Below are 13554 nucleotides of genomic sequence, written 5' to 3' on the forward strand. Positions count from 1 at the left end.
ATCATGAGTGTGATTCAAGGAATTAGATACATTTGCTTAGTATGCAGCAATGAAGAAACAATCAGATGTTCCAAAGAAAACTACAAAGAAATTAACGTCTGTCCTAATTGTAATGGTGCTTTGGTTGATATATTCAAGGCTGCACAGTATAGAAAAGAAAATACTAAAAAGCCTTCAAATGCTTTAACGGTGAATCTTGATGCAAATACAGATAATCTTTCTGCAAAGTTAAGAGTTATTTCCAAGCATGCAAAAGCATTGGCTGATGAATTAGAAGAGATTGATAGAAGCAATGCCTAGCAAACCACGCAGACCATGTGCAGAGATTGGATGCGGAAAGCTAACAGATAAAACATATTGTGAGGACCACCAAAAGCTTGGTGAAGAAATCCGTAGGAAATCTACACAAATTTACAATAGATATGGCAGGGATTCTGAAATCAATTCATTCTATAAATCAAAGGAATGGAAGCACATGCGTGCGTTGGCTTTCGAACGTGACAATGGTCTGTGTCAACGATGTGTGAAGCGAGGTATCTTAAAGTCAGCGAACGTCGTCCATCACATCATTGAAGTGAAAGAAGACTGGAATCAACGATTATTGCTTTCAAACCTTGAATCTTTGTGCCATTCATGCCATAACGCACATCATAAAACAGCCCCCCGGGGTTAATTATTTTGAAATTCATTTGCCGGGAAGCGAATCCGCCCCTTCCGTACACAAAAATCCGTTTATTCATATTTTTTTAAGGAGGTGAATGGACATGGCAGGGAGACCAAGACAGCCATTAGAGGTAATTAAAGGAAAAGGGCGTTCTAATCATCTAACAAAAGCGGAAATGAAGGCTCGGGAAGAACAAGAAAATGCTATTAGAGGTAGTACAGATAATATAGAAATTCCTTCTTATCTAACAAAAAAACAGAAAGAAGAATTTCAAAAAATATCGAATGAATTAATTAAATTAAAGATATTTAGTAACTTAGATGTGGACGGACTGGCTCGGTATATCGATAGTAGGAGTGAATATATAAAAATAACAAAGTTGTTAAGAAACTTAAAACCAGTTGAAATTGTAGATGGACAAAGGATTATAAACGATGCATATACAAAATTACAGAAAACGAAAAATTTACTTTTTAATGAATGCAAAGGAGCAGCAAGTGAACTTGGTCTGTCCATTACATCTCGTTTAAAATTGGTTATTCCAAAACCCGAAGATGGAGAAAAGAAAAAATCATCCTTCGAACAAAAGTTTGGTGATATCTAATGCATAATGTTACAGCTGAACCAGGACTTAAAGCTAGACTGATTCTGTATAGTAAACAAATAGTAAACGGAGATATAGTCGCTTGTAAAAAGCACAAGTGGGCATGTCTCCGTTTTTTAAATGACCTAAAAAGGGAAGGAACAAAAAAATTCCCCTATGTATTTGACGAATCTCTAGGTGAGCGGTTCCTAGATTGGATGAGGTTATTTAAACACCGAAAAGGGGTTTTGGCAGGACGGCACATTGAACCCCATATCATCCAAGAATTTAACTTCGGTAATATATATGGATGGGTCCATAAAAAGACTAGGCTAAGAAGATTTAAAAAGGCATATTGGCAAGTAGGAAGGAAAAATGCTAAATCCCAATCACTTGGATGTTCAGGAAGTTATGAAGCTTCTGCTTTTGGTGAACCTTCGGCAGAGGTATATTGTGCTGCTACGAAAAAAGACCAAGCGAAAATTGTTTGGGAAGAAATCGAAGCAATGATAATGGGCAATGAGTTTCTCCGTGATAAATTCAAGGTTGCTTATGGAATTATTACTCATATAAAGAGTGGTTCTATTATAAAATCATTAAGTAAAGAAGACCGTAAAACAGGCGATGGAACGAATCCAAGCGCCTTTTTTGTCGATGAATACCATGCCCATGATACAACTGAAATTTACGATATTGGCGATTCTGGTATGGGTGCGAGACAGCAGCCGTTACTTATGATTATCACTACAGCAGGTTTTGATTTAAACAAACCATGTTACAGAGTTGAGTATAAATATGTTTCACGTATCTTAGACCCATACGATCCAACTGAAAATGATGAATATTTCATAATGATTAATGAGTTAGATAAAGGTGATGACATAAAAGAAGAAAAGAACTGGCCAAAAGCAAATCCTATTCTTTGTTCTTATGAAGCTGGAATGGATTATATAAGAAGACAATTAAAAGCTGCACTTGATGTTCCTGAAAAGATGCGCAATTTCTTAACGAAGAACATGAATATTTGGGTAGATGCAAAAGATAATGGATACATGGACATGTCTAAATGGGCTAAGTGTAAATCAAAAGTTGAAGAAGTAAAAATGGATTTACGACAATTCCCTGTTTGGATTGGAAGTGACCTTTCTGCCACAACGGATTTAACGAGTTTAGGTAAAGTGTTTACATTACCCAATAATAAATTTGTAATTAAACAGCATTCTTTCATGCCTGAAGATGAGCTATACGAACGAATTAAATCAGACCGTGTTCCATTTGATGCGTGGGAGAGAGAAGGATATTTAACTACTACGCCTGGTAGTATTGTAGATTATAGTTTTGTAGAACAAAAGATAGTAAATTGGAGAGAAGAAGGATATAAAATACAAGAGATTGATTATGACAAATGGAATGCTTCTCATTTTGCGCAAAACCTTGATTTGCTCGGTTTTACTACAGTAGAGATACCACAGATGCTTAGACATCTTTCACTACCCACTAAAGACTTTAGAAAAATGGTTCTTGCGGGGAATATTATTCATTTTGATGATCCATTATTGGCATGGGCAATTGGTAACGCCATAACAAAAATGGATGCCCAAGAAAATATTATGTTAGATAAATCAAAATCAATAGAACGTATTGATCCAATAGCTGCCATAATTAACGCTTTTTCAAGAGCAATGAGTGGACAATCAGAAGATTTAAGCAGTCATTTCTTAAACAATTGGAGCATGTAGGAGGGGTATAGTGGCTAAAGCTATTAAGAAATTTTTTATATTGTTTTTTACGGTATTCTTCACCCAATGGTTGGAGGATTTTTTTATTTTTACAGGGGCAGTAATCATTATTGTTAACACATATTTAATAACAATTGTGGAAGGAAACATCCTTGCAGGTAACTATCTTTTAGGATTTGTCCTCATCATCACAGGAATAGTAATAGCCAAGCGATAGAAAGGAGGTGAGATTGTGATTTTTCGAAGTGCTCTGGCTGCCAAGAATGAAACAACGGACATAAAAGATCCTGCCCCTTGGTTTTTGAAGATGTTTGGTCATCAAGCATCTAGTGGTGAAACAGTCACGGTGAATTCTGCTTTGGGAGTTCCAGCTGTATACGCTTGTGTAAACATATTAGCAAATGGTATTGCCACATTGCCGTTTCAGATGTACAAAAAGACTTCCACAGGGAGGGTACGTGAAAAGAACCATATAGTGTCTAGATTATTAGAAAAACGCCCTAATCCTTATCAGAGCCCTTTTAAGTTTAAGCATTTAATAGAGACTCATAGAAATTTATGGGGAAATGCTTATATTAACATCAGCTGGGGAGCGGATGGGAGACCGAAGGCGTTGTGGTTACTTAATCCATCAGTAACAGAACCTGTTGTTGATATTCCCACAAACACATTATGGTATCACACTGTTTTACCAAATGGAGAAAACGTAAAAATTGGGTATGGTGATATTATTCATCTAACCACCTTATCTACAGATGGGATAAAAGGAAAATCGCCTATTCAAGTAGTTAGGGAGACGATTGGTAGTTCACAGGCTTCTCAAAAATTCAAAGGGAAGTTTTTTAAGAACGGTGTATCAACTAATGGTTTTTTAAAGATTCCTGGAATGCTTAATCGAGATGCTAAAGAAGTTGTACGTGCCGAATGGGAAAATGCAAATACAGGTATTAACAACGCTCAACGAATCGCCATTCTTGATGCTGGACTTGATTATCAAAGTATATCCATGCCGTTAAAGGATGCTCAATTTGTAGAAAGTATGAAGTTTGATAAAACAGAGATTGCCACTTTTTATAATATTCCGTTGCATATGGTTAATGAATTGGAACGTGCTACACATTCTAACATTGAACAACAGGCGATTGATTTTATTCGAAATGTACTAAGTCCGATTTATACGCAATATCAAGAGGAATTCTCATACCAACTCTTTTCAGAAAAAGAGCAGTTAAGATACTACTTGAAATTTAATCTAGAAGCTCTACTTCGAGCGGACAAAAAGACTCAAGCAGAGTTCTATGCCATTATGCTAGACAAGGGTGTATTTAGCATCAATAAAGTGCTTGAGCTTGAGGATATGGATGGTATTGAGGGTGGAGATAAACACCGTGTGGACCTTAACCATGTGTCTCTCGATATTGCCGATGAGTACCAGCTTGCTAAGTCTGGATTGAAAGGAGGTGAGGGAAATGAAGAATAAGAAAAAGTCGCTTATGACGGTGAAAAACCTCACTTCATCATCAGCTGATCTATATATTTACGGAGAAATAGTAAATAATACAGATTGGAAATGGGACGAATCGGATGTAATGCCAGAAGATGTATTAAATGCATTGAATCAGATTAATGATTTAAGTGAAGTGAATATATACATCAATAGTCCAGGAGGTTCTGTTTTTGCTGGTCTTGCTATTTACAATATGCTAAGTCGAAACAAGGCAAAGAAAATAGTTCATGTGGACGGAGTGGCTGCTTCCATTGCATCTATTATTGCGTTGGCAGGGGATGAAATTCATATACCATCAAATGCTTTTATGATGATTCATAAACCACTTGTAGGAATGTATGGCAATGCTACCGATTTAAGAAAGGCAGCAGATGATTTAGACGCGCTTGAAGAAGGATTGATGAATGTCTACACAGATAATCTTGTGGAAGGTGTAGAAGCTGATATAATCCGTGATATGCTTCAAAATGAGACGTGGCTAAATGGTGATGAAGTAGCTAAATACTTTAACGTAAAGGTTACAGAAGCTAAAAATTATGCTGCATCCGCGGTGGACTATCTTAACAAATATGAAAAGACACCTAAAACACTTATCAAAAAAGAAAAAACACAAGAAAATGAAACTTTTGACAAAATAAAATTTCAAAATGAGCTAGACCTACTAACATTGTAAGGTCTATTTTTTATGCTCAAATAGGAGGAAATTATGAAAACTTTATTCACTAACGCACTACTAGCATTAATGCTAAACAAAAATATTTTCACTGTTCAAATGAATGGCGGAATGACAAAACGAGAGCAAGAGTTGCGCCAGTCGGTTGCTGATTTAAAAGAGGATGCCAAAGCATTGATGGAAGAAGGAAAACATGAAGAAGCTCAAGCTAAATTGAAAGAGGCGAAAGCTGCTAAAACTGACCTTGATAATTTCCTTGCCTTACAAAAGGATTTTGAGAATTTAAGTGTTCCTGAGCCACAAAATAAAGCTGCTAAACTTCCTAAACAAACAAAAGAAGAAAAACCAGAATATAAAGCATTATTCTTTAAGGCTTTGCGTGGTCAGTCTTTATCCAATGATGAACTAGACGTTATGGACCAATATAAAGCAAGAATCACTGCTGGTAATGGTGAAGATGGCGGTTATATCATTCCAGAAGATATCCAAACTAGAATTAACAAGCTGCGTCAATCATCTGATGATTTAAGACAGTACGTTCAGGTAGTTCCTGTCTCTACTAATAAAGGAGCTCGTACTTTAGAACGTCGTGCAGATCACACACCTTTTGCTCCATTATCTGAATATGGTGATCCAAATGCTATGCAAGAAATTGCATCACCCAAGTTCGATCGTTTATCATATGCAATCGAGGATTATGCTGGATTCTTACCAGTCCCTAATACGGTATTAGAAGATACCGACCAAGCACTTGAAGAGTATTTAATCCAATGGATTGGTAAAAAGTCAAAAGCAACTGATAATTATTTGATTTTACAGCAAGTTGAAACATTAACTAAAAAGGATTTAGTTGATTATAAAGGAATTAAGACCACTCTAAATGTTACATTAGATCCTTCTTTTGCTAATGAAGCAACTATTTATACAAATCAAGATGGATTTAACTATCTTGATCAATTAGAAGATGGAAATAATCGTCCACTTCTGCAACCAGATCCACAAAGCCCAACAACTAAACTTTTATTTGGTCGTAGAGTGGTTGTATTATCTAATAAAACTATTCCAACTGATGAGGGAAAAGCACCGTTTATCATTGGTTTATTAAGCGAAGCGATTATATTGTGGGATAGAAAACAACTGTCTTTAGATATGACTAAAGAAGGCGGGCAAGCGTGGAGAACAAATACAACTGAATTCCGTGCGATTCAACGCGAAGATGTAACTAAATGGGATACTGAATCTGTTGTATACGGTCAAATCGATATCACAGTAGAAATTCCAGAAGGGTAAGAGGTGATAGACGATGAAAGCACCAGTAATCGTTCGTTTCCGAGATAAGGAAACGAAAAAAATCCACAATGTTGGTACTGTATATGAAGGTACTCAAGAACGCATAAAAGAACTCCAAGGTAAGAAGTGGCTTGGGGATGAGATCGTCGAATCCAAAACAGAAGATGATAAGTATTTATCGACGCTTAACGGAACTATAGATGGAATTAAATCAACTGTCGATGGTTTGAAAAAATCAGATTACGATAAATTGATTGAGTTGGAAAAAGAAGGTAAAAACAGAAAGAGTCTCATTGAATTTTTTGAAGAACAAGCCAATATTGCAGGTTTAGCAGAACCACCAAACAGAGAGGACGAATAATCGTCCTTTTTTTCTTGAGGTGATAACATGGAAATTGCTGAATTAAAAAGGTATCTACGGATGGATTACCCCTTGGAGACGGAGGAAGAAGCTGACTTATTGGCTTTTTATGATCGAGCAAAGATTTATATTAAGAACCAAGTTGGGACTATTAAGACAGATAATGATGATATGATGTCGCAATATAATCAAGCTTGTGCCATGCTTACCCAACATTGGTACGATAACCGTGAGTCTTTTCGTATCGGTAATAATTCTTATGAAATACCTTATTCTTTAGACAGTCTTGTCCGTCAATTGAAGTATTGCTATGGCGGTGAAGGGACATGAATCCGGGAGACATGAAACAAAAGTTAATCTTTCAGATTCCTTCCGGCGGAACAGATGAAGATGGTTTTCCAATCGACGAACCTTCCACATATACAACGGCTTGGGGCTCCTTAAAAACATTGAAAGGGAGTTCTTTTTTTAGTGCCGCAAGAGATAATCTCCAGCACAATCGTGTATTTACGATTCGTTATCAAAGGAGATTGATGGATGATGTTCGCCCCAGCAATCTGCAAGTGCTGTGGAGGGGTATTTCCCATCAAATTGAATCGATTGAAAATGACGACGGGTTAAACATATCCATGACGGTCATTTTGAAAGCGGTGAGCTGATGAAATTTGAATTCGAGGGTTTACAAGAATTAATGGCAGAAATTGAACGTACCAATAGGGGAATGGAAAACGCTAGAGATGAAGCTTTAAAAGCTGGTGGAGAGGTTATGCAAAAAGAAACAGAAAAAGCCGCCCCAAAGAAAACAGGGAACTTAAAAGCTAATATAAAAATATCAGATATAGAAGATGGAAATATATTTGTTTACGTGGACAATCAAGGTAAAGCTTATTACGGTCATATGCATGAATTCGGTACATCCAAAATGCCCGCAAAACCTTTTATGGCACCATCATTAAATAAAAGCAAGATGAAAATTAACCAAGCAATGGCAGAAAAATTACGTAATCGTTTGAGGGGTACATGATGAATCTTAATCAATTAATCTTAAATACTCTCAAAGACGTTGGTTCTCCAGTTGATTACTTGAATTATACAGGTTCAGAAAGGACGTATATAACATTTTTCGAATACGACCAAAGCGCTGGATTAGAAGCGGACGATGAAGAACAAAACAATGTTCATTATATCCAAATTGATATTTTTTCATCAGGTAATTATTTATCTCTAGTGAAAAATGCAAAGAAGAAAATGAAACAAGCAGGATTTAAAAAGAATTTTGAAACTGAAATGATTGAAGAAGACACGAAGCTCTATCACAAGGTGCTTCGTTTTTATTTTATATCTGAAACGGAGGAATAATTAATGGCTACAGTTGGCTTAAAAGATGTTTATTTTGCAAAAATATTAACTGATGATGAAACTGGTACTACTTACGATACTCCTAAAAGGGTCGGTCGGGCAATTACTGCTAATGTTCAACCTCAATTTAACACAGCTGATTTACGCGCTGATGATGGTGTAGCAGAAACAGCTGAATCTCGTGGTGTTACGAATGTCGGTTTGAATACTGATGATTTATCGCCAGACACACAAGGTTATGTATTGGGTAAAAAAGTAAACAGTGATGGTGTGTTAATTGACAGTGAGGATGATCGTCCTCCTTATGGAGCATTGATGTTCCGAGCTGAGAAGGCAAATGGAGCATATCGTTATGTTGTGCTATACAAAGGAAAATTTACCCCACCAGAAACAAATTATGAAACTAAACAAGAAACACCAGCATTTCAAACTCCTACAATAAACGGTCGTTTCTTACGCCGCCAGTCTGATAATAAGATTGGTGCACAAGTTGATGAAGATGGAGAAGGAGTGGCAGATGGTATAGTTGACAATTGGTTTAAATCTGTCTATGAAGAAACACCGGAGGGTTAATCTATGAAAATTGTCTTTAAAAATATAAATAACACTGACGGTGAAATAAAAGTTGAAGAAAGGATTTTTACTATTCCTCACGCGAATGGTAAACATTATCGCCAACTATTGAAGTTTGATGAAACAATCAACTACGCCAATTTAGGTGTAGAGGAACATGATGAGCTGGTCGGTTTCGTTTGTGATGTATTCCAAAATCAATTTACAGTTGATGAATTTTACGAAGGTATTCCTGCTCATGAAACGGTTGGAACCTTGATTAACGTTTTTGCATTTGTTCGAACAGGAAAAACACCTGAGGAATTAACAGCAGAACAAAAGGACGAAAATGAAAAAAACGCCTAACACCTGATGAGATATTTTCTCGTCAGGTTAAAAACGCTAAACAAGAAATGAAGAAAGTTAAAGAAATATATAAAAGTCTATTAAAAAGTGGATGGACTCTCAATCAAATAGATGAGATGGACATCCACTTTTATTTTGAACTTGGAAATTCAGATCAAGAGAAGGTCTATATTGATGAAATTAAATTATTTTAGGAGGTGACGGTTATGGAAGTAGGAGCATTAAGTACAAGAATATCCCTTGATTCTGCACAGTTTCAGCAAGGTATGGCTGGTATTAATCGGCAACTGAAAGCATTGCAGCACGAACAGAAAGCCGTCACCTCATCAGGTACTGGTTTCGCTCGGGGAATGAATGAATTAAGGGCTAAATCAGATGTATTAAATCGTACGTTAACCGTTCAACAAGCTCAGGTGCAAGAGTTAGCAAGAAGATATGAAGCGAGTAGACGAGCTACAGGAGAAAACTCTAGGGAAACTCAGAATGCTCAAGTAGCATACCAACGAGCAGTTGCAGACATGCGGAGAACAGAGTCTGCTTTACAAGGTGTCACATCTGAAATAGAGCGACAATCGAATCCGTGGAATGTTCTAAGTAATAACATGAATGATGCTGGCAATCGTCTTAAATCGTTCGGCCAAGGAATGAGTAATTTTGGTCAAGCGTATAGCACGAGAGTAACTGCTCCAATTGTTGCTAGTGGTGTGGCAATGTTTAAAGCTGCATCTGATTATGAAACAGCCTTCGCGGGCGTTAGAAAAACGGTTGATGCAACAGAAAAAGAATTCTCTGATCTTTCTACAGGTATTAGAAATATGGCGAAAGAAATTCCAGTTGCAGCCACAGAAATTGCAGGGATATCTGAAATGGCTGGTCAGCTTGGTATCAAAACAGAAAATATCATGGGATTCACTCGTGTTATGGCTGATTTAAGCGTTGCTACCAACATGACTAGTGAACAGGCTTCTACTGATTTAGCACGACTTGCAAACATTACTCAAATGCCCCAAAAAGAATTTGATCGTTTAGGTTCTTCTATTGTTGCGCTAGGTAATAACTTTGCCACAACTGAATCAGAAATTGTCTCCATGGCTCTTAGACTGGCTGGACAAGGTGCTCAAATTGGTTTAACAGAAGCGCAAATCAATGCCTTAGCAACTGCGATGTCATCTGTTGGGATTGAAGCAGAAGCTGGTGGTACTGCGATGTCTACTGTTATGAAAAAACTACAAACAGCAGTAATGGATAATGGAAAGATGTTATCGCATTTCGCTAAAGCTTCAGATTTATCTGCAAAGGAGTTTGCTAAACAATGGAATGCCGATCCTATTGTAGCTATGGAATCTTTCGTTAAAGGGTTAGCTAAATCATCAAAAGAAGGCGAGAACTTATCAGAAATACTTGCTGATTTAGGAATTAAAGGTATTCGTGAACAAGATACTTTATTACGTTTATCAGGCGCTTCTGACGTCCTAACAAATGCCGTTAAAATATCAAATGATGCATGGAAAGAAAACAATGCACTAACTAAAGAAGCAGAAACGAGATACGGCACTACAGAAAGTCAATTAATCATTTTGTGGAATCGAATTAAAGATGTAGCTATCACAACAGGAAATGCTTTAGTACCTGCTGTAATGGATGCCATCGATGCAGCTGAGCCGTTTTTCAAACAAATTGAATCCGGAGCTAAAAAGTTTAGTGAATTAGACAAGGATCAACAACGAACTATTTTAAAAATGATTGCTCTGGTAGCAGCTATTGGACCAGCTACTTTTGCTCTTGGTCAATTAACTTCCGGAATAGGTAGCGTTATAAAGATTGGTGGTTCTCTTGCTGGTTTACTAGGAAGAACTGGCGGATCAGGCTTGTTGGGTCGAATTGGATTGATGGGAGCAGCTACAGGTCCAGTTGGTTTGGCTGTTGCTGGTACTGCTGCGTTAGCGTTTGGAATATACGCTGTTTCGAAAGCGAGTAAAGAAAGTGTACAAAATATTAACAAGTCCATAGAATCTCGCCAAAAAGAGATTGATTCAACAGACAAGTTGATTGCTCAATATGAAGAGTTAAAGAAAAAGAACCAATTGTCTACTGATGAAATGTTGCGCTACATGGATATAGTAGATGAGTTAAAAGACACCAAAGGTGAAGATGCTGTTAAAGCATTAACTGATGAACAAGCTAAATTACTCGAAAAGTCTGGTTTAACCAATAAGGAAATGGAAAAATTTCTAGGTCTTAACGACAAAATCATAGAGAAGTCTCCTAATGCAGCAAAGGCAATTTCCGAACAAGGAAACGCCTACGCTGAAACTTTAGATGAACTTAAAAAGTTAAATAACCTAGAACGTCAATTATTGGTGGATGATACTTATAAAGCAATAACGAATGAGATGGATAAGCAAGAAAAGAATCTCAAAAAGCAAGTTGAGCTTGAAAAAGAAATAGATAGGCAGAAAAAGTTACAGGAAGATACTCAGAAAAAAATTCTTTCAAATAATGAACGAAGTAATAAAATCGATTTAGAATTAGTAGAGATTAAGAGCAAGTTAGTTAATGCGAATCTAGAAGAACGAGAAGAACTTGAAAACAAACAAGAATTGTTGATAAATGAACAGAATGCATTAAATATAAATAACAAAATACATGAAGATACAATCGATCGAATTAAAACACAAATTGAAAATAAATCAGAGTCCTTAGAAACCACTAATAAAGAACTCGAAGCTTTTAATAGCTTACTAGACAAATACGCTCAAATGGTTCTTTATGAGCAAGGTATTAACTCAGAAAAAGGGAAAGCGAACGAAGCTATAAAACAACAACAAGCTGAAATAGATAAAGCCCGAGCAGAATTAGAAAAGTTCGGAGAGAAAAACGGTCGTCAAACTCACGAATATAAAGAACAAAACGAAAATCTGAATGAACAACAAAGAAAACTTGATGTAGCCAAAGAGAAATTAGCCCAAATGAATGAAATTGCAGGTAAGACTGTTTATAAAGATGTGGAAGTATCCACAAAGCCAAGCATTCAAACAATCAATAAAGAGTTGTCCGAAGGTGTAAGAAAACAAGTTAGTGTTTTTACAGCTTTAGATGGTAATTACAGAAGGCTTTCTGATCCAACAGCTAAAACAGTTAACATTAAAACTGTTGGTGGATATCATGCCGAACCAGGTTATGCAACAGGTACCGATAACCATCCAGGAGGACCATTTATCGCTGGTGAACAAGGATTCGAACTTGGGAAAATGGGTAATCGATGGGAATGGTTAGAACTTGGTAGATATAATCGACCAGCAGGATATGAAGTATTTACACATGCTGAATCCAAAAACATCATAAAGGCACTTAATAAGATGCCAGCTTATGCTAGTGGTGCTAGTTCTCGTGGTCAAGCTAATCAAATTGTTAATTCATTAAATACGATGGAACAGCCATCCTCCACAAGTAATTGGGCAGTCACGAATAAACTTGATCAAGTAGTAAGAACACTTCAAAACTTAAAGTTACCTACTATTGCACCGGCGCCAATTATCATGGATGGTTATGAATTAGCTCAAGTTCAATTTAATTATATTAACGAAATGATACAGGATGCCGTTGATCGAGCATTGAATAGAAGGGGGTGATCGATAATGTATTTAACAATTATAAAAAATAATCAAACTATCGATCACCGAACTCTAGGTGTAGAACTTTTGAGCTTTCGAAAGTCTTCTTTAGCTCCAACAAATAATTATGAAGTTGTGGAAGGAAAACATGGTTTAATATCCACAGGTACAGTTTGGGGAGGAAGAAAATTAACAGCAGAGTTTTACATTAAATCTTTAGATCATCTAGACCTAATATTAGTGATTGATGAATTGATGGAGATATTCTCAACCGAAGATGAAATCGGACTTGTCGATAGCAGGCAGCCGGGAAAGATTTGGTTTGCAAAAGTAGAAACGGAATTTACTCCTGAGTATTTTGATTTTAGGACATCGATGTTTACAATCGAGTTTCTTTCAGCATCTCCTTATTGCCGTTCACTTGGCAGTACATTATCAGATCCGATCGACTACGGAAGTGATCAATGGCAAGCAATAGGTGGAGGAATTTCATTAGAAGAAGACTTGGTTTATAGCTTTAATACAGCAAGATTTAAAGTATATAACGGTGGAGTATTAATGGATCCAAAAGACTTCCCCTTAACTATCACTTTTAAAGGTGCTTCAACCAATCTGCAAATTACAAATAAGACAACAGGCGATGTATTTAAATATACAGGAACCACGAATGCAAGTGACACAATTACTTTAAATCGAGTAAGGCATTTGAAGAATGGCGTGAGTATTTTTGCTAATACGAATCATAAGCGAATTACATTAGCTAATGGTTTTAATGATTTCGAGATAACCGGAGCTACTGGTACGTTCAATATTACTTTTGATTTTCATTTCTGGTACAAGTAGGTG

At 36.6% G+C, this 13554-nt stretch carries 16 protein-coding genes and 1 pseudogene; all 17 read left to right on the forward strand.

Annotated elements, in window-relative coordinates; translation table 11 throughout:
- Positions 1-300: pseudogene (locus NST60_RS18425) on the forward strand (hypothetical protein); the annotation flags it as partial.
- Positions 301-475: 175 nt separating this feature from the next.
- Positions 476-673, forward strand: coding sequence for an HNH endonuclease (locus NST60_RS18430; protein ID WP_341100293.1), 198 nt, complete (start codon positions 476-478; stop codon positions 671-673).
- Positions 674-764: 91 nt separating this feature from the next.
- Positions 765-1268 carry a phage terminase small subunit P27 family gene (locus NST60_RS18435; RefSeq protein ID WP_144581593.1) on the forward strand — a complete coding sequence of 168 codons (504 nt, stop codon included), beginning with the start codon at positions 765-767 and terminating at the stop codon, positions 1266-1268.
- Complete coding sequence (locus NST60_RS18440; RefSeq protein WP_341099898.1) at positions 1268-2986, forward strand: terminase large subunit; 1719 nt, start codon at positions 1268-1270, stop codon at positions 2984-2986. The genes NST60_RS18435 and NST60_RS18440 overlap by 1 nt, the downstream gene beginning before the upstream one ends.
- A 10-nt stretch (positions 2987-2996) precedes the next feature.
- On the forward strand, positions 2997-3203 hold the full coding sequence (locus tag NST60_RS18445) for a hypothetical protein (protein ID WP_144581591.1): 207 nt from the start codon (positions 2997-2999) through the stop codon (positions 3201-3203).
- A gap of 15 nt (positions 3204-3218) precedes the next feature.
- A complete protein-coding gene (locus NST60_RS18450) occupies positions 3219-4466 on the forward strand; it encodes a phage portal protein (RefSeq protein ID WP_445304412.1) in 1248 nt (415 codons plus the stop codon).
- Entirely contained in the window at positions 4456-5166 is a 711-nt protein-coding gene (locus NST60_RS18455; protein ID WP_341099899.1) for a head maturation protease, ClpP-related, read from the forward strand. Before NST60_RS18450 ends, NST60_RS18455 begins: the two co-directional genes overlap by 11 nt.
- A gap of 111 nt (positions 5167-5277) precedes the next feature.
- Entirely contained in the window at positions 5278-6456 is a 1179-nt protein-coding gene (locus tag NST60_RS18460) for a phage major capsid protein (protein WP_341100298.1), read from the forward strand.
- 13 nt (positions 6457-6469) lie between these two features.
- On the forward strand, positions 6470-6817 hold the full coding sequence (locus NST60_RS18465) for a hypothetical protein (RefSeq protein WP_341099900.1): 348 nt from the start codon (positions 6470-6472) through the stop codon (positions 6815-6817).
- 27 nt (positions 6818-6844) lie between these two features.
- Positions 6845-7147 carry a head-tail connector protein gene (locus NST60_RS18470; RefSeq protein ID WP_341099901.1) on the forward strand — a complete coding sequence of 101 codons (303 nt, stop codon included), beginning with the start codon at positions 6845-6847 and terminating at the stop codon, positions 7145-7147.
- An 11-nt stretch (positions 7148-7158) separates the two neighbouring features.
- Entirely contained in the window at positions 7159-7476 is a 318-nt protein-coding gene (locus NST60_RS18475) for a phage head closure protein (RefSeq protein ID WP_341099902.1), read from the forward strand.
- On the forward strand, positions 7476-7841 hold the full coding sequence (locus NST60_RS18480; protein WP_341099903.1) for an HK97-gp10 family putative phage morphogenesis protein: 366 nt from the start codon (positions 7476-7478) through the stop codon (positions 7839-7841). Before NST60_RS18475 ends, NST60_RS18480 begins: the two co-directional genes overlap by 1 nt.
- Entirely contained in the window at positions 7838-8176 is a 339-nt protein-coding gene (locus tag NST60_RS18485) for a hypothetical protein (RefSeq protein WP_341099904.1), read from the forward strand. The genes NST60_RS18480 and NST60_RS18485 overlap by 4 nt, the downstream gene beginning before the upstream one ends.
- Before the next feature lie 3 nt (positions 8177-8179).
- Positions 8180-8749 (forward strand): major tail protein, encoded by a 570-nt coding sequence (locus NST60_RS18490; protein WP_341099905.1) that lies wholly within the window; start codon positions 8180-8182, stop codon positions 8747-8749.
- Positions 8750-8752: 3 nt separating this feature from the next.
- Complete coding sequence (gene gpG, locus NST60_RS18495; protein ID WP_341099906.1) at positions 8753-9094, forward strand: phage tail assembly chaperone G; 342 nt, start codon at positions 8753-8755, stop codon at positions 9092-9094.
- Positions 9095-9300: 206 nt separating this feature from the next.
- Complete coding sequence (locus NST60_RS18500) at positions 9301-12726, forward strand: phage tail tape measure protein (protein WP_341099907.1); 3426 nt, start codon at positions 9301-9303, stop codon at positions 12724-12726.
- A 6-nt stretch (positions 12727-12732) separates the two neighbouring features.
- On the forward strand, positions 12733-13551 hold the full coding sequence (locus NST60_RS18505) for a phage tail family protein (protein WP_341099908.1): 819 nt from the start codon (positions 12733-12735) through the stop codon (positions 13549-13551).
- The last annotated feature ends 3 nt before the right edge of the window (positions 13552-13554 follow it).

This window comes from Niallia sp. FSL W8-1348, from assembly GCF_038006745.1.
GTDB lineage: Bacteria > Bacillota > Bacilli > Bacillales > Cytobacillaceae > Niallia > Niallia alba.

Coding starts and splice junctions, on each gene's coding strand:
- NST60_RS18440 (WP_341099898.1), top strand. CDS start 1,268: ATGCATAATGTTACAGCTGAACCAGGACTTAAAGCTAGACTGATTCTG.
- NST60_RS18430 (WP_341100293.1), top strand. CDS start 476: ATGCGTGCGTTGGCTTTCGAACGTGACAATGGTCTGTGTCAACGATGT.
- NST60_RS18490 (WP_341099905.1), top strand. CDS start 8,180: ATGGCTACAGTTGGCTTAAAAGATGTTTATTTTGCAAAAATATTAACT.
- NST60_RS18480 (WP_341099903.1), top strand. CDS start 7,476: ATGAAATTTGAATTCGAGGGTTTACAAGAATTAATGGCAGAAATTGAA.
- NST60_RS18470 (WP_341099901.1), top strand. CDS start 6,845: ATGGAAATTGCTGAATTAAAAAGGTATCTACGGATGGATTACCCCTTG.
- NST60_RS18485 (WP_341099904.1), top strand. CDS start 7,838: ATGATGAATCTTAATCAATTAATCTTAAATACTCTCAAAGACGTTGGT.
- NST60_RS18455 (WP_341099899.1), top strand. CDS start 4,456: ATGAAGAATAAGAAAAAGTCGCTTATGACGGTGAAAAACCTCACTTCA.
- NST60_RS18500 (WP_341099907.1), top strand. CDS start 9,301: ATGGAAGTAGGAGCATTAAGTACAAGAATATCCCTTGATTCTGCACAG.
- NST60_RS18460 (WP_341100298.1), top strand. CDS start 5,278: ATGACAAAACGAGAGCAAGAGTTGCGCCAGTCGGTTGCTGATTTAAAA.
- NST60_RS18475 (WP_341099902.1), top strand. CDS start 7,159: ATGAAACAAAAGTTAATCTTTCAGATTCCTTCCGGCGGAACAGATGAA.
- NST60_RS18465 (WP_341099900.1), top strand. CDS start 6,470: ATGAAAGCACCAGTAATCGTTCGTTTCCGAGATAAGGAAACGAAAAAA.
- NST60_RS18505 (WP_341099908.1), top strand. CDS start 12,733: ATGTATTTAACAATTATAAAAAATAATCAAACTATCGATCACCGAACT.
- gpG (WP_341099906.1), top strand. CDS start 8,753: ATGAAAATTGTCTTTAAAAATATAAATAACACTGACGGTGAAATAAAA.
- NST60_RS18435 (WP_144581593.1), top strand. CDS start 765: ATGGCAGGGAGACCAAGACAGCCATTAGAGGTAATTAAAGGAAAAGGG.